The following is a 16,490-nucleotide window of genomic DNA, read 5'->3' as shown; positions in this document are numbered from 1 at the left end:
AACATCCAAAACCCGAACGCCTCCCCTGTCCCATCCATTTCTATATATCCAAATTCTAACACAGTTCCGGCCTGTTCCTACAGCTTTCAGTTCAGTTTTCTGATTTTGGATAGCCATTACAGACCCGGAAGCAGAGCATATCGGTCCGGATTTGGCGGACAGAATGCTAGAATAGAAGCAGCAATATAATGAACACGACTGTCACATTTCATCCGGAAAGGTGGATCCCTATGCAAGAAAAATTGACGATCCTTCAGATCAACGACACCCACAGCTACTTGGAGCTGCACAACGAACTGTTCTACGAAAAGGAAACTTTGGCGTTCCGCAAAGCAGGCGGCTATGCCCGCATCCAAAGCCTGATCAAAGATTTCCGCAGCAAAAATCCGACACTCGTTTTCGATAACGGCGACACGATCCACGGTACTTATGAAGCGGTCGCTACGAAAGGTTGGCATATGCTGCCGGTGCTGAACGAAGTCGGCTTCGATGCCATGACGTTCCACTGGGACACCGGTTTTGGTCCGGAAAATCTGAAACAAATCGGAAAGCAATTGGATTACCCGATTCTTGCAATCAATGCCTATGAAAAGGAAAGCGGCGATTTGACGTTCGAACCTTACAAAATCCTGTCCGTCGGTGAGCTTTCCATCGGCGTGATCGGCATTGCCTCCAACATCATCGACAAAACGATGCCGCCCCATTTCAGCGAAGGCCTCTCCTTCACTTCAGGCCGGTCGGAGCTGCCCGGCTATGTGGCGGAACTGAAGGAAAAGTCAGTCGACCTGATCATCGTTTTGTCCCATCTCGGTTTTCCGCAGGATCTGAAACTGATGAGCGAAGTCGAGGGAGTGGCGATCTGCCTGAGCGGCCACACCCATAACCGTCAGGAACACATCGTCCAGGTCGGCGAAACGGCAGTCATCCAATCCGGTTCGCACGGCTCTTTCCTCGGCGCGCTCGAACTGACCCTTGAAGACGGCGCAATCCAAAACATCGAACATCAACTTATTCCGGTTACGCAGGACATCCCGGAAGACGCTGAAATGAAAGTATTGGTCGAAGAAGCCTTGGCCCCTTACCGCGAAAAATTGGGTCGCCAAGTCGGCGAAACCAAAAAAGTGCTGCACCGCGGCTGGAGCGTTGAAACAACAATGGATAATTTTCTCTTGGATGCCATCCTGTACCACACGAAAACGGATCTGGCCTTTTCCAACGGCTGGCGCTACGGGGTTCCGATCCTGAAAGGCCCTGTGACGCTGAGGGAATTGTACCAGATCATCCCGATGGATCCGCCGATTTCCACCGCTGTCCTGACAGGTTCGGAAATAGTCGCTCTGCTGGAAGAAAACCTCGAGAGCACCTATGCAGCGGACCCATTTGATCAGATGGGCGGCTACCTGAAACGGGCGATGGGCTTGCACGCTTACCTGAAACTTGAGAATCCGAAAGGCACCCGTGTCCAGAAGCTCTTCATCGGCGGCGAAGAAGTCATCCCGGATAAAGAGTATACCGTCAGCTACGTGACGAATCAGGGCGTTCCGAAGAAATTCGGAAAAGAACACAAGAATCTGGAAAAGCATGCAGTCGAAGCGATGATGGATTATCTGGCTGAGATGGGGCCTTATGAAAAAGACCTGCGCGGAACCTATCATATTGTCTGACTCCCCACCCCAACAAAAAACAGCCCCGGCGGAATCTGCTTATGGACTGCAGATTCCGCCGGGGCTGTTCTCATTCAGGTTTCACATTTTTCTTACGTCATAATAATCCGGATCAACGCGCTGCAACAGACCAGCTTCCTGTTCGGATACGGTCAGATAGAGTTCGTGCATCGCCCGGGTGCAGATTGTATAGAGGATCTGCAGTTCGTTCTTGGCAGCTTTGGCCGGATAATGGCAAATCGCAAAAACGACATCAAATTCCAGACCTTTTGCCAAACGGGCCGGCATGATCAATACCGGGTGATGGCTGTTGTCGGTATCCTGCTGCACCAGTTTGTAGTCAATGCCGACTAGAGTCAGGTCTTGGCTGATGCGCTCTGCGTCTTCCGCATTGCGGCTGATGAAAGCCACGCGCATGCCGGCCGCGACACTCGCCTCCACCTTCTGCCTGATGTAGCCCATATCGAGCCTGCCATCGTCAGTCAGCAGCACTTCCGGTTTCTTGCCGGAGCGGATGTAGGTACCTTCCGGTTTTTCGCCTTCGATGAAGCTTTCCGAGAAACGGACGATTTCATTCGTTGACCGGTAGCTTGTCAGCAAACGATAGGAACGGAACGTGCTTTCGGAAAAGATGGTCCGGAGATCATCAAAGGAAAGGCGTCTGTTCAGGATATTCTGATTCAGGTCTCCGCTCAGGATGAAGCGTGCGCTCGGGTAGGCATGCTGCAGCATCTGCAGTTGGAAAGGTGAAAAATCCTGCACCTCATCCAGACAAATGTATTGGTATTTCATATCGCTGGATGGTCCCTTCAGCAACAAGCGCAGACTGTAATAGGCATCCAGATCTTCCAGCAGCACACTCTTATCGGCCATATGTTCCGCAACCACTGCGATGTGGGCGCGCCATTCATCCTCATCCAAGCCGAAAGCATCCAACGAGAGCAGTTTAGGGACAGCCCGCAGGAAATGGATGTATTGATTCTTATAGCGGATGAAGGCCAACGCTTCGATCCTCGCGACGATCGGTTCGAAAGCGTCCTCCAGGATATCCGCTGTCATGGCCTCTTCCATCGCTTTTTGATTGTGGGTCTCTTTTTCGTACCGGTACAGATCCAGGTCGGACATGGCGATCATTTCTTTTTCGACCCATGGCTTGCCTTTTTGCGATTGTTGGATGCGTTCCACGCGCTGCAGCAAGTGTCTTTGGAGAATGTCCAACTTGCTGGCCAACGAACCTTGGCTATCGATGCTGTAGAAGGCCGACTCGATCTCCTTTTGCGAAAGGATGATGTCATCGCGGAAACGGATATCCGAGAATTTCAGGTAGCGTTTCTTCAGAAGCGTTCCGTATTTCTGCAACGCTTCATAAAATGCCAGACTGCCCTTCAGTACCGTAACCTTCGCCAAATTGTCCTCTTGATCGGCGCGCAAAGAAAAACCAGTCACCTTCCGCTCCATGAATTCACTGAAGGTCGTGTTCCCAACGTTCAATTCACCCAGTGCAGGCAACACCTGGGACACGTATTCCTGGAATATTTTATTCGGGGAAAAAAGGACGACTTCTTCCGATTGCAATTGGTCCCGGAAAGCGTACAGCAAGTACGCGATTTTCTGCATCAGCACAACCGTTTTTCCTGATCCGGCAACCCCTTCTATCAGCGTAACGGCTGCTTTTGTTTCCCTGACGATCTGGTTCTGTTCTTTCTGCAAGGTGGATACGACCGTGCCCATCTGATAGGATGAAGGTCCCTCCAAAACTTCCAGCAAATACGGATCGCCCATGACATTATCCGTGTCCATCATGCGGACGATTTCCGCATGTCTGATCAGAAATTGCCGCTTCAGGTCTACGCCGTATGACATCGGTTGATCTGCTATCATCAGCTTCACTTTTTCGCCTTTGCTGCCTTCATAATAAAGCGATGCAATCGGCGACCGCCAGTCAACGATCAGGTTCTCATCTTTCTCGAACAAAGATCCGATTCCGATATAGATCGTTTCATTGCCGTAATCATCGTGATAATCGATACGGCCGAAGTAAGGCTCATCCTGCATTTTTTCCAATACTGCGACACGCTCGGCGCTGTTCTGCAGTTCGTTGTTGCGGATCATCAGCTCCTGCTCGAAAGCCCGCAGTTCCGCCGATGATTCCCAGACGCTTTCTGAGGACCCTTGGCTGATTTTGATCTCTTTGGATTCCTTTAATTGCTGTCTTTGCTTTTCACTCTTTTCTTCTACTTGCTCGGCCAATCGCGTTCTTTCCTTGTTGATGACTTGAATGACGCGATGGACACGTTCCTGTTCTTTCGTTAGATCTTTATGCAACCAACCGACACCTCTTTCTTAAAAAAACTCATGGACTATTCGGTCTACTTCACTAAATGCGACATTTAGTAGTATACCATCGTACAGGGATTCTGGCTATTTATTCCCCGCGTCTTGATAGAAACGATTTAAATCAAAAAGCAGCCGGAAGGAAGGGCCTTTTGCAGCTCTTCCTTCCGGCTCATTTTGTTGTGCTGATTACCTTTTTGCAGGTCCTCGCGCATTTGTGTCTATCCATTGAGGCTGTTTTCGATCGCAGTGTACCCTCCCAGGATATTGACGATCTTTTTGAATCCCCTCTCTTCCAATGCTCCGATGGCAACTGAAGAGCGGACACCGGATTGGCAATGGACGTACAAGGGTTCATCCCTTTTGAACGGCAACGGGTCCTCCAAGAGCTTTCCGAGGATCACGCGTTTGGCATCAGACAGATGCCCCTCATCCCATTCGCTCTTCGAACGCACATCCAATATCTGCAGGTCCTTTTCTTGGCGCAATGCGATGAAGGCGGCTGCGGTGATCGTTTCGGTCATCTTATCATCCGCGATTTGCCCGGCATCCAGATAGCCTCTGACTTGGTCGAACCCGATCAGCTGCAGTTGGCGGGCTGCCGATTGAGCATCTTCTTTGGTTCCAATGAGGGTCACTTGCCCTTCGTAATCCAGGAACCATCCAGCGTAAGTCAAAAACTTTTTGTTCAGCGGAAAATTCAGCGTTCTTTCGATGTGTCCGGCCTGATACATTTCTTTCACGCGCAGATCGATCACCCTGTCATTCGGGCCGGCTTGCTGCAGCGGGAAAACCGGATAAGGCATATAGGCGTCGCTGTCCAGTTTGTTGATTTTCTTCATCCGGGCAAAATAGGTAGGCGGCTCAGGCTGATCCTGAGTCAACGCCTCGATGAAGCTCGTTTCTTCGTCATATTGGAAAGCCCAGTTGTTGTGTTTTTCGTAGCCCAAAGTGGTCATCGGAACGGCCCCCAACGACTTCCCGCAGGCGCTGCCGGCACCGTGACCCGGCCAGATCTGCAGATGGTCCGGATAGTCAGCCATTTTCTGCAGGGAACGGAACATCGCTTTTGCTCCGATTTCAGTGGTCCCTTGCATGTGCGCAGCCTCTTCCAGCAAGTCAGGCCGGCCGACGTCCCCCACAAAGATAAAATCGCCGGTGAACAGTCCCATCGGAATGTCCGAACCGCCGCCGATGTCCGTCAACAAGAAGGACACACTCTCGGGCGTATGCCCTGGCGTATGCAGCACCTCCAGTTTGACCTTCCCTACGGAAATGATGTCCCCATCCTGCAGCAGTACACTTCCTTCAGGCAGATCCTGGTAGCGCCAGTCATCCCCGCCCATATCAGATACATAAAGTTTGGCCCCTAGTCGGCTCCCGGTTTCCCGCAGGCCGGATGCATAATCAGCATGGATATGCGTTTCCGTAGCTGCAGTTATGACCAATCCTTCGTCTTCGGCTGCCTTGATATAATCATCCAACGCACGCAGGGGATCGATAATGATGGCTTCCCCGGTTTTTTGACAACCCACCAAATAGGAAAATTGCGCTACTTGCGGATTGAAAAATGATTTAAAAAACATGCATAAACTCCCCCTTTTACACTGGCGAAAATTCAATATGATTCATCTGCTCAGGCTTGCGACAAAGTTGATGGTCGTGGCGATGATGGCTGTCCCGAAAATGAAGGACAACAGCGCATGGCCAAGCGCGGCCTTCCGGAATTCCGGCGTCGTGAAGGTCGTGTCGGAGACCTGATAAGTCATCCCGATCGTAAACGCCAAATAAGCGAAATCCCAAAAATTAGGCTTTTCGGTACCTTCAAAGATGACGCCGCCGTTCACATCGCGATAATAAAGTTCCGCATACCGTAACATATAGAGGCCATGCACCGTCGTCCAAGAGAGCACTATGCTGAACAGGCCAAACCCGATAGTCTCGAAACTGCGTTCTTGGGTGGTCAACATCAATGCGACAGCCCCGATGCTGATCAGGCATGCCAACAGGACAAAAAAATCGATCGTCGAGTATTGGATGTCCTCTTCTTGCGCAATCCGCTCCGTTTCCGTCCCATCATGCGGATGAAAATCCTTCCACAGCAAATACAATAAAATGATTGCAGCACTGTCCCAACCGATCAAAGGGGCCAATTCCCAACGCAACAGGAAGCCGGCTGCCAGCCCGATGCCCGTACCGATCGCTCCGGCAATCAGAAAGCGCGTCCTCTTTTTGCGCATATCCCTTCCGGCTTTCGTTTGATCGGCAAATAGATGGCTTCTTTTCTTCATGGCTATCCCCCTGCTTTTTCGGCCTGACTATCCTTTCAGATCGTGATTTCGATGACGTTTTTTTCCGGGTCGAGAAACATGCTCTCATAGTAGCCATCCCCCGTCACGCGCGGTTGGCTTTTGCACGTGTATCCCGCTTTGATGAGTCTGTCCGTGAAATAATCTACGTTCTGCTTGTTTCCGACCGAAATGGCCAGATGCGCCCAGCCCAGCATATCAAGGGGATAGCGTTCATTGACGTCCATCCTTTTCATAAGTTCCAAACGGGCCCCTTCACGGAAAGTAATAAAGTAAGATTGGAAGTCTTTTTCAGGGTTCCGGTATAATTTATTGGCCTTTCCGTCAAAAAAACGAACATAAAAATCGCGCATCAGCTCCAAATCGTCCACCCACACTGCAACATGTTCAATCTTCATAAGTTTTCACGTCCTCTCAAATCCTTGCCGGTGCGCTGGAGACAAACTCTGCGCGGATGGCCTGCAACAAAACATCCCGGAATCCCTTTCTGGACTTCCTTCGAAAGCGTTCCCTCAACCTGATTTTATCACATTGCTGGCGCATATGCTTTCCCGGAGCATCCGGATGCACTGTCACCGAATGTGTCTTTTTTGCCATTTTTTTCAAAGCATTTTCTCAGCATCCACTCAGAATATGATTGACAGACTGATTTGTATTTGATAGTGTGGAGTTAACAAAATACGATTCGATGTGATGAAGAGGTCGCGGTTAACAATCAGTAAGGGGTTCCCTGAAAGGTGTTGCTGCCGAAATACTCTGTATTGGGGCCAAGGTTGAATAAATCTGGCACTGTCGGACAAAGCCGCCCAGCTTTGTTCGGTGAGCTTCTCACGTTGGGGCAAATTGGTGGAATTCACTATCTGGATGCAATGTTTCAGCTTAAGCAGCCTGTTTTGAACGACTATGAGACCATTTGCTCATAGTCGTTTTTTGTCTATTCATAAATAAAACACAGAATTCAGGAGGAAGATAAGCATGGCTATTTTTGAAGGCTCAGGCGTCGCTATTGTTACGCCGTTTAAAGACACGGAGAACCAAGAAATCAACTACGAGGTATTGGAAGAACTGATCGAGTTCCAGATTGCGAACGGAACCGACTCGATCATTATCGCAGGAACAACCGGAGAGGCTTCCACGCTGACGGATGAGGAACAGCTGGATCTGATCCGCTTCACTGTCGAAAAAGTCAATGGCCGCGTACCCGTCATCGGCGGTGCCGGAAGCAACGATACGCGCCACGGCGTCGGATTGACGCGCGCTGTCGAAGCAACGGGTGTGGATGCAATCCTCAGCGTCACCCCTTACTACAACAAAACATCGCAAAAAGGCTTGATTGAACATTACAAAGCTATCGCCAACAGCGTGAAAGTGCCGATCGTCCTTTACAATGTGCCTGGCCGTACCGGTCAGAATATTACCCCAGAATCTTTGGTGGAGTTGGCGAAAATCGACAACATCGTTTCGTTGAAGGATGCTACCGGCAACTTCGGCCAGGCAGTGGACAACCTGCGTCTTTTGGGCGATCGTTTGGACATCTACTCGGGTAACGATGACACGATCATCCCGCTGATGAGCTTGGGCGCAAAAGGCGTCATCTCCGTCCTTGCCAATATCGCACCGAAAGCGACAGCCGAAATGACCCACGCTTGGCTAGATGGCGACATCAAAAAAGCTGCAGCAATGCAGGCCGAGTACAAAGAACTGATCGACTGCCTGTTCGTGGAGCCGAATCCGATTCCAGTCAAAGCAGGAATGCAATTGTTGGGCTTCAATGTCGGACCGATGCGTCTGCCTTTGACGGATGCCGATCAAGCAGTCATCGACCGTTTGGCCGCAGCCATGAAAAAAGTTGGTTTGATCTAGAACAACCCAAAAACCCCTTCCGGAATAATTTTTATTTCCGGAAGGGGTTTTGTATTTGTCAGAAAAGATGCAGCAGATATTTATTTACCAATAAAATAATCAGTACAAGAAGCATAACAATGACAAAACCGATGGCTCGCTTCACATAGAACTCCCTCAACTTCATGGAAATCCCCTTCCTTGACCGCTCTGGAAAAATCTTTTATTTTATGACTCCAAGCTTTTTGAAATGGGCCTTCGGAAAGGCACTGATGCCGATGCCGTTCGCATCCCCCAGCTTGATTGTGCCTCCGGTGAACAGCGGACCGCCCTCATAGGATTCGATTTTGTAGAACGACGGCCCAATGAGGTCGACCATCGTGATGCAGTTTTTAGCGGCTGCCAGATGGGCCGCTGCACTGACCGAAATCTTGCTTTCCAGCATGCAACCGATCATACAATCCACCCCGTAGGTTTCCGCCACGGTGCAGATTTTGAGGGCCTCGTGAATGCCTCCGGTTTTCATCAGTTTGATGTTGATGAGGTCGGCTGATTGTGTCTGGATTATATGGAGGGCATCCTTCATGGAAAAAATACTCTCGTCGGCCACTATCGGTGTTTGGACATGTTGCTTCACAAATTTCAGGCCGGCCAGATCGTGCGCCCTCACCGGCTGTTCCACCAGCTCGGTCTGCATGCCCTTATCCTCCAGCAGACTGATGATGCGGACCGCATCCTGGGGACTCCAGCCTTGATTTGCCTCGACCCGGATGCGGATGCCCGGTCCGACGGCCTTGCGGATAGCCAGCAAACTATCCACATCTTTGAGCCTTTGCTTACCGACATTCACATTCAGGATGCTGAAGCCGTCCTGAACGGCCTGCATACTGTCGCGCAGCATCTCATCGATGGGATTGTCGCTGATGGTGTAGGCAGTCTCGATTTTCCGTTTCGCTCCGCCCAGTACTTTGTACAAAGGTTGGCCGAGCGTTTTGGCATATAAGTCGTAGACAGCCATGTCAACGGCAGCTTTAGCCGATGTGTTGTTGACGATGCTGGCATGCAGCCTTTGCATGATGGTATCCAGGTCGAAAATTTCCATCCCGATGATGCTCGGAGCGATATATTGCATGATGGCCTCGCGGATGGAAGCCTTTGTTTCGCCGGTGATCAAGGCTGTCGGTGGTGCCTCCCCATAGCCTGCAGTACCGCTGTCCGTCACGATGCGGATCAGGATGTTATTCACGGCATCAACCGTGCGCGACGCTGTTTTGAATGGCGTCCGCAGCGGGATGGCCACTTCCCCAATTTCAATTCTGTCGATTTTCATCATCAAAACCCCTCTCTTCACCGGCACGCTTTCTAATCCGGGATAAGGCAGCGGCTTTTTCAGCTGATTTTGTTCCACCACCCGTTTGTATCTATTTTACCAAGAAAACGCTTAGGCACCAAACGGGAGGCCGTAGTCTGCTGGCTTCTCGATGAAGCACGATAAATAACGTCCAAGCGGCCAGCAGCGTTACACTGGTCGCTTGGACGTTATTTTTTTCTGCTTACAGGGCTACGGCGGAAATTCGGCTATCATTTTTGCTCGCGTTCTCCGGCCAAGAGGAGCTTCGCCGGAGGAAAACTTGGTTTCGGGTTGCCTCCTCAGGTGAAGATTGCTTCACCGGAGTTCAGGAGCCCCATTTAAGCGTCTCCTCCGGCCGCATCAGAACTCACCGGAGAAAAACAGCTGAATCCAGTTCGGTTTCTTTCGGCCAGCTTCGCTTGCGCCAGCTGGCCCCCCGCATTCATTATCCTTGTTTTTTCTTTTGCTGCCTGCTCGTCAGGCGCACGACCAAGTTGCGCGGCGCCAGCTTCGACGAGAAGAGCGCTCCCTTCAGCAACATCGTCGGAACGATGATTTTCTTGCGTTTGTACATTTTATCCAAGGCATAATTGACGCAGTATTCAGAAGTGATGCCTTTCAGATTGAACTTCACATCCGCCACTTGATTGAACTCCGTATCGACCGGTCCCGGGCATAACGAACCGACATAAACATTGCTCTTCTTCTCTTCCAGCTCTTCGGCGATCGCGGAAGTGAAACTCGTTACGTAGGCCTTGGTCGCATAATAAGTCGCCATGTAAGGCCCCGCCGGCATCAGTCCGGCAACCGAAGCCACATTCAGGATGTAACCTTCATTCCTTGCGATCATATCCGGCAGAAATTTCTTGGTCAGGATATGGACCGCCTTGATGTTGACATCGATCATCTCCAGTTCCTTGTCGAGACTGGTCGTCGTGAATGCTCCAAAATCACCGAAACCGGCGCAGTTGATCAGCATGGAAATGTTTCTGTCCTTCGTTTCTTCGTACAGACGGTAGCATTCTTCCACCTTCGCCAAGTCCGCTGTGATGATTTGGCTTTTGGTCGGCAATTGTTTGCTGATTTCCACAAGCCGATCCTCACGCCTCGCAACCAGAATCAGATCGTACCCTTGTTGGCTCAAATTTTTGGCGAACTCTTTGCCTATGCCCGCACTGGCACCTGTGATGAGCGCTATTTTGTTTGTCATTTTTTGTCCCTCGCGTTTCGTCAATATGCTTGCTGTCTTTAGCGTATCGCATTTACGCGTCAAGGGCAATCATAAGACACCTTTGCAAAATAACATCAGTATATTTATAGATAAAAAAACAAAAAAGCGTCGTATTATATCATTAAGTAAATATAAAGGAGTGATATTTTGCGCCATCATAATGATTCTTATTTCACCGGAACGCTATTTTGAGTATTTTGGTATTATTCTTGTCAGCTTTCTCGCGGGCTTTTTCACGTTTGGGCTGGCTGCGCCTTGGGCTTTCTGTTACCGGGAAAGATGGGTCGCCAAGCATACCTACATCGAAGGCCGCCAATTGCATTTTATCGGAAAAACTTTTGACCTGTGGCTTTCCTTGCTGAAATGGACTCTTTTTTCGATCCTGACTTTGGGCCTGTACTCTTTTGTTGTACCGATCCGTTTCCAGCAGTGGCGCATCAAAAATACTTATGTTTACGGCTATTGGGACGAATACTACCCGATGCAGTAACAACTTCATCCAAACTAAAAACCCCAAACACGGGGTTTTTTCGTTATCTTAAACATGCATCCGTTTTTCCAGCTCGCGCCATATCTCTCCGCCGTGATAAAGCAGGATGATGACTAGAGTGACTGCGCTCATCATGACCGACAGGCTTGAAGGCAATGGGGTCGTGACCCAATCTAACGTCAGGAACAGCGCGGGCAGCAGCCCCAACAAAGCGGCTGTCAACAGGTACAACACATAGTCCCTGACGCCCAAATTGACGAGGCGAACTGCGATATATAAGGATACGATCGCAAAGCTGCAGATGATCGGCACAGCATAGGTAGTCGACCACCCGCTCCACCCGGACAGATAATCCAAATAAATGCAAAGGAGCGACAAGGAGACGATCAGATAAACAATGCCTTTTGCGATATTCCTTCTTTTCCGGATCAGGATTAAAACGGAAAGCCACATGCTCATGATTCCGAACAGGGCGAGCTGAATATTTTCCATCCGTCCAATCCAGATCAATTCAATCAATAGAAAAGCAATGATCAAAACAAAGGAAATCAAGGTCAGATATTTCCAGACAACCTCTTTGTTGAAACGCAAAGGAACCTTCGGGTATGGATCCGGCAACACCGGATCGACGGCTTCATCCAATATCGTTTTGCACAAGGGACATTGATCCCATTCTCCCTTGATGGTCGCGTTGCAATGTTGGCAGTGTCTCATGATGACTCACCTTCCAAATCTTCACTGGTGACTTTGTTCGCTGCGACAGTGACAGCCACACCGGCATCGGTCAATACCCTGACAAACTGTTCCTCGATCGTGGAATCGACAAATGGAGAAGTGAAACTGACAGTCAGATGTTCCCCATGACTGATGGCGCAAAATTGCGGGCGGACTGCCGAAGTATGGAAATACATTTTCTTGATATAGCCGTTGATCGGATCAGGTAAGGTAACCTTGCCCAAATTAGAGATCGCTATCGTCAAATTCCGGTTGCTGATGTAATTGACGAGCTTCAGAACGAAGTCTTTGATCGGTCGGAATACCATCCGCGTGAAGGGACTGTACTCGAATGCAATCAACGTCCGCAGCTTTTCCTCCAGACTTTCCGGCGTAATCTGTTGCTGGAATTGCTCTTTTAGCGTTTGGCCGATTGCGGCAATGTCATCCGCCTCTTCATTTTCATTTGTGGTATAGATCAGGCGGGTTGTGCTGAAAAAATTCCTGGCTGAATTGGACGGGAAGAACTGCCGTAAGTTGACCGGAACAGAAACGGCCATAGCCGATCCGGGTTTAAAATCGGGACTGGCTCTGCGCACAGCCAGCATAAATACTGCAGTCAGATACAAAGTCAGTGAAGTTTGTTGTTCACGGGCCAACGCAAGCACGTCCTTGACCGGCATCTCCAGCTCGATGACATGCGGCCTGTTGTCCGGCGTCTTTTTGCCGCGGAACTGATGCACCCGTCGCTTCTGCTTATTTTCCTCAAGCAAGGCGCTCTTTTGCGCATGGCTTTTGCCTGTCAATTGACTGACTTTCGCGACGGAGCGGATCGCGGATTGCGCCGCATCCGTAAAATTCTGTTTCTTGTCCTTGCGGAAATAATGCGCAAAACTGTCTTCCAATTGGTGGTTCAAACGGTCGTGCGCGGCGGCATCCAAGCCTTCAAAAGCCTCAGGATGACGAAGCATGATGTAGGCCTTCAGCAGATCCTCGAAAAACCAGAGCGCACCGGTGCCATCCGACAAGGCATGGAAGAGCTCCAAGTGAATCCGATTTTGGTTATAGAAGACGCGGAATAACAGTTCTCTCCGGTCAAAATGATAAATCTGTGCACAAGGCGGCAACACGTCAGCCCTCACTTTCGGCTTCAGGTCGCTTTCTTCAAGATAGTACCAAAAAAATCCGCGCCTAAGCACACTGTGGTACAGCACATAGTTCTCATAGACTTCATCAAGTGCCCGCTGCAACAACTGTGGATCCACGGAATCCGTCAATTCCGCACTCATGCGGAAGACCTTCGTATCGCTGTTCGTCATGGCCGCCAAAAATATATTGGAGGCATTATCCAAACGTACCCACTTTTTTCGGTTCACTCCTGCTCCCCCTTTCCTCTTGTTCTATAGAATAGTGCTCTTGGCTTATGCATTCAGAAACGCATTGATGACTTCGTAGGCTTCCACAACCGATTCGGCCGTCTTCGGATAGGTGATGAAGCCATGGACGATGCCGTTCACGCGATGGAGCTGCACCTTATTGCCAGCTTTCTGCAACGCTTCCGCGTAGGCTTCGCCTTCATCCCGCAATGGATCAAATTCGGCCGTGATCACCAGCGTTTCCGGCTGGTTCGACAGGTCTTCCGCCATCAAAGGTGCGACATATCCATTCTTGCGCAGCTCGGGATCAGGCTGGTACAGCGCCATATATTCTTCCATTTTTTTTGCAGTCAGTCCGTAATCATGCCCATTCGTGCGGATCGATTCGAACGAAGATGCTTCCGAATGATCCCAATAGGTGACGGGATACAATAAAATCTGTTTGATCGGAGTCGCTTGGCCTCTGTCGCGGAGCAGCAAAGACACGGCTGCAGCCAAATTTCCGCCGGCTGAATCGCCGATCAGAATCAGGTCCTTTTCATCCGACAGACCGCTCATTTCCAAGTGCTTGAGCAGCACTTCCGCCACCCTGTAACAATCGTAAAGGCCAGCCGGATACGGATGCTCCGGAGCCAGGCGATAATCGACGGAATAGACGGTCCTGCCGGTCAGATCCGCCATATTGATGCAGGCATTCGTATACGTTTCGATGTCACCGATGACCCAGCCGCCGCCATGGAAAAACAGCAACGGTTCTTTATACAGGCGCTCTTTCGGATAGAAGACGCGCACGGGAATATCATGGGAACGGTCCTCCGAATAGATTTTGTGGTCCATGATGATATAGCCCTTTTTCGGCTTGGGAGCCAGTATATGCTGCACTTTGCGGACACGGGCATAGTCTTCCTGCATGTTGATTTTTGGTGAAGACATCAACTTAAGCACAAATTTAAAAAATGGATTCATCCTGTTGTCCTTCCTCTGACAGCACTTGGCTGTTCTGGTATCTTTGTTTCATTATAGCACAGGACAGCACCCGTCCCATATAGCCGTGAACCTTGGTTAGGCCTCCATGCGTGATGGCTCTTGCCACTCTTCCGACTTGCAAATCCCACCATCAGTGTTATACTTGTTATATAACGAACAATAGGAATAAAGAAAGAAGGCGAGCTTTTATGTTTGAAGAACTGCAGCCATACTTACCCATCCTGATCCCTTTGGTCGTGATCCAGATCATTCTGTTGATCACAGCCCTGCTCCACCTGAACAAGCATCCCCAAGTAAAAATAGGCAGCAAAAATCTGTGGACCTTCATCATCATTTTCCTGAACATCGTCGGTCCGGTCCTGTATTTCCTGATCGGAAGGGGCGATGAGTGATGGATATCCTCACGATCGCCGGATTGGGGAAATCCTTCGGGAACCAACGCGTGCTCGATGACCTATCCTTCTCCGTACCTGAAGGCACGATCTACGGTTTCATCGGAAAAAACGGATCCGGAAAAACGACGACCATGAAAATCGTTTTGGGCTTGCTGCAGTCTGATGCCGGAGAAATCAGCGTCTGCGGCGAAAAAGTGCATTACGGCGACACAAGGACGAACCGCTTCATCGGCTATCTGCCGGATGTACCGGAATTCTACGGTTTCATGACCGCAAAGGAATATTTGCGGCTGTGCGGCGACATTACAGGCATGCCGTCCGCGCTAATCCAAACGAAATCCGCGGAGCTGTTGGATCTGGTCGGGCTGGCGGATGTGAAAAAACGCATCGGAACGTTTTCCCGCGGCATGAAGCAACGCTTGGGGATTGCCCAGGCTTTGCTGAACGAACCGCGTCTCTTGATCTGCGACGAACCGACTTCCGCCTTGGATCCGATCGGGCGCAGGGAAATACTGGATATCCTGCTGAAGGTGAAGGAACGGACAACCGTGATCTTTTCGACGCATGTCCTGACCGATGTGGAAGCCATCTGCGATCGGGTGGGCATCCTTGACGGAGGAAAAATCGTCCTGACCGGTTCGGTATCAGAACTGAAAAACACCTACTCCAGACATTCATGTACAGTCACTTTCCGGACGCCGGCGGATGCCGCTGTTTTCCAGGCTGATCCCCGAATAAAACTGACGAATGCCGCTTTGCGTGCAAAGGAGCCTTCCGTCACCATCCAAGCCGATGACCCGGAAGTGACCATGGCACTGATCATCCGAATTTTGGGCGACACCAGGTTGGTTCCGCTCCGCTTGGAAACAGCCGAACCCAAATTGGAGGATATTTTCCTGGAGGTGGTCCGATGAGAGCGTATGTTGCCTTCACAAAAAAGGAACTGACCGAATATACCCGCAACTTCAAGCTGTTCCTGGCGATCGCCTTGTTTGCGTTGTTGGGCATCATGAATCCGCTGACGGCCAAATTTTTGCCTGATCTGCTGGCGAACTTCATGCCGGAAGGGATCACGATCCTGATTGCGGAACCGACGAACCTCGATTCCTGGATCCAATTCTTCAAAAACGGCACCCAGACCGGCCTGTTCATCATCGTCATCCTCTTGAGCGGCATGATGGCGAAGGAATACGAAAAAGGCACGCTCATCAATATGGTCACGAAAGGACTGCCTCGCCGGACAATACTCTATTCAAAATTCACAGGCGCCCTGCTGCTTTGGACAGTCAGCTATTGGCTCTGCTTTCTCATCACTTTGGGGTACACGCTTTATTACTTCCCTGATGGCACGACCGAAAACCTGGCCCTTTCCGTCATCAGCCTCTATCTGTTCGGTATCCTGCTGATTGCCGTTCTGCTGCTCGGAGCTGTCCTGTTCAAAAATGCCTACGGGCCGCTTTTGTTGACCGGTGCGTTCCTGATGGTGCTGTTTTTGTGGAACCTGTTCCCGGAAACGGCCGAGTGGAACCCGCTGGTGCTGGCCTCGCGCAATATGGACATGCTGCAGGGGACATTGCTGCTGGAGGAACTTCTGAAGCCGCTGCTGATGACCGGATTGGTGATTGCTTCAAGCCTCTTTACCGCAGTGAGACTTTTCAATAAGACTGCTTTGTGAAAATAAAAACCGCGCCATCAAGCCCTTTTTCGGCTGATGGCGCGGTTTTTTGATGTTTTCGGTAATAAAGATTTGTTATGTTCTCCGTCAGCTACGGTCAGGAGATCCTTCCCCGGAAGTGA

The 16,490-nt window shown here is 50.2% G+C and carries 15 protein-coding genes and 1 riboswitch; of the genes, 6 read left to right on the top strand and 9 right to left on the bottom strand.

The features are described 5' to 3' along the window. Window positions 1-230 precede the first annotated feature (230 nt). Window positions 231-1,664, top strand: a complete 1,434-nt coding sequence (locus BM184_RS01645; protein ID WP_086942268.1) for a bifunctional metallophosphatase/5'-nucleotidase — start codon at window positions 231-233, stop codon at window positions 1,662-1,664. 81 nt (window positions 1,665-1,745) lie between these two features. Here the strand turns inward: BM184_RS01645 and helD are convergent, their stop codons facing one another. The 4 genes from helD to BM184_RS01625 all read right to left on the bottom strand — a co-directional run bounded on the left by helD (window position 1,746) and on the right by BM184_RS01625 (window position 6,705). Continuing rightward, window positions 1,746-3,989, bottom strand: coding sequence for an RNA polymerase recycling motor HelD (gene helD / locus BM184_RS01640; protein ID WP_086942267.1), 2,244 nt, complete (start codon window positions 3,987-3,989; stop codon window positions 1,746-1,748). Window positions 3,990-4,219: 230 nt separating this feature from the next. After that, complete coding sequence (locus BM184_RS01635; protein ID WP_086942266.1) at window positions 4,220-5,584, bottom strand: MBL fold metallo-hydrolase; 1,365 nt, start codon at window positions 5,582-5,584, stop codon at window positions 4,220-4,222. Between the two features lie 42 nt (window positions 5,585-5,626). After that, the gene (locus BM184_RS01630) at window positions 5,627-6,289 is read right to left on the bottom strand and encodes a DUF1345 domain-containing protein (protein ID WP_245830602.1); all 663 of its coding nucleotides are present in this window, start codon (window positions 6,287-6,289) and stop codon (window positions 5,627-5,629) included. A gap of 35 nt (window positions 6,290-6,324) precedes the next feature. Next, window positions 6,325-6,705, bottom strand: a complete 381-nt coding sequence (locus BM184_RS01625) for a VOC family protein (protein ID WP_086942265.1) — start codon at window positions 6,703-6,705, stop codon at window positions 6,325-6,327. Between the two features lie 290 nt (window positions 6,706-6,995). Further along, window positions 6,996-7,142, top strand: a riboswitch (Lysine riboswitch). A gap of 140 nt (window positions 7,143-7,282) precedes the next feature. On the opposite strand from BM184_RS01625, the gene dapA reads away from it, so the two are divergent. Beyond that, window positions 7,283-8,170 (top strand): 4-hydroxy-tetrahydrodipicolinate synthase, encoded by an 888-nt coding sequence (gene dapA, locus BM184_RS01620; RefSeq protein ID WP_086942264.1) that lies wholly within the window; start codon window positions 7,283-7,285, stop codon window positions 8,168-8,170. Between the two features lie 202 nt (window positions 8,171-8,372). Here dapA and BM184_RS01615 read toward each other — a convergent pair whose 3' ends face one another. Together BM184_RS01615 and BM184_RS01610 are read right to left on the bottom strand one after the other, a co-directional pair. Next, window positions 8,373-9,482, bottom strand: coding sequence for a dipeptide epimerase (locus tag BM184_RS01615; RefSeq protein ID WP_218150962.1), 1,110 nt, complete (start codon window positions 9,480-9,482; stop codon window positions 8,373-8,375). Between the two features lie 463 nt (window positions 9,483-9,945). After that, window positions 9,946-10,710, bottom strand: coding sequence for an SDR family NAD(P)-dependent oxidoreductase (locus BM184_RS01610; RefSeq protein ID WP_086942432.1), 765 nt, complete (start codon window positions 10,708-10,710; stop codon window positions 9,946-9,948). Between BM184_RS01610 and BM184_RS15365 the strand changes: the two genes are divergently transcribed. Next, complete coding sequence (locus tag BM184_RS15365) at window positions 10,667-11,221, top strand: DUF898 domain-containing protein (protein ID WP_218150961.1); 555 nt, start codon at window positions 10,667-10,669, stop codon at window positions 11,219-11,221. The genes BM184_RS01610 and BM184_RS15365 overlap by 44 nt on opposite strands. Before the next feature lie 48 nt (window positions 11,222-11,269). On the opposite strand, the gene BM184_RS01600 is transcribed toward BM184_RS15365, so the two are convergent. Genes BM184_RS01600 through BM184_RS01590 form a run of 3 tightly spaced genes read right to left on the bottom strand, consistent with a single transcriptional unit; the run spans window position 11,270 to window position 14,277 of the window. Next, on the bottom strand, window positions 11,270-11,935 hold the full coding sequence (locus tag BM184_RS01600) for a DUF6320 domain-containing protein (RefSeq protein WP_086942262.1): 666 nt from the start codon (window positions 11,933-11,935) through the stop codon (window positions 11,270-11,272). Continuing rightward, a complete protein-coding gene (locus BM184_RS01595; protein WP_245830594.1) occupies window positions 11,932-13,311 on the bottom strand; it encodes an alcohol acetyltransferase in 1,380 nt (459 codons plus the stop codon). Before BM184_RS01595 ends, BM184_RS01600 begins: the two co-directional genes overlap by 4 nt. 45 nt (window positions 13,312-13,356) lie before the next feature. Further along, window positions 13,357-14,277 (bottom strand): alpha/beta hydrolase, encoded by a 921-nt coding sequence (locus tag BM184_RS01590; protein ID WP_086942261.1) that lies wholly within the window; start codon window positions 14,275-14,277, stop codon window positions 13,357-13,359. A gap of 209 nt (window positions 14,278-14,486) precedes the next feature. Between BM184_RS01590 and BM184_RS01585 the strand changes: the two genes are divergently transcribed. From BM184_RS01585 to BM184_RS01575, 3 genes are read left to right on the top strand one after another with little or no spacing between them, the layout of a single operon-like run. Beyond that, complete coding sequence (locus BM184_RS01585) at window positions 14,487-14,690, top strand: PLDc N-terminal domain-containing protein (RefSeq protein ID WP_086942260.1); 204 nt, start codon at window positions 14,487-14,489, stop codon at window positions 14,688-14,690. Next, the gene (locus BM184_RS01580; RefSeq protein WP_086942259.1) at window positions 14,690-15,607 is read left to right on the top strand and encodes an ABC transporter ATP-binding protein; all 918 of its coding nucleotides are present in this window, start codon (window positions 14,690-14,692) and stop codon (window positions 15,605-15,607) included. The genes BM184_RS01585 and BM184_RS01580 overlap by 1 nt, the downstream gene beginning before the upstream one ends. Beyond that, window positions 15,604-16,368 (top strand): ABC transporter permease, encoded by a 765-nt coding sequence (locus BM184_RS01575; protein WP_086942258.1) that lies wholly within the window; start codon window positions 15,604-15,606, stop codon window positions 16,366-16,368. The genes BM184_RS01580 and BM184_RS01575 overlap by 4 nt, the downstream gene beginning before the upstream one ends. Window positions 16,369-16,490 lie beyond the last annotated feature (122 nt).

Source organism: Trichococcus pasteurii, assembly GCF_900112935.1.
GTDB lineage: Bacteria > Bacillota > Bacilli > Lactobacillales > Aerococcaceae > Trichococcus > Trichococcus pasteurii.
Note: the sequence above shows the minus strand (reverse complement) of the source record. Positions and strands in the feature narration are given on the sequence as shown.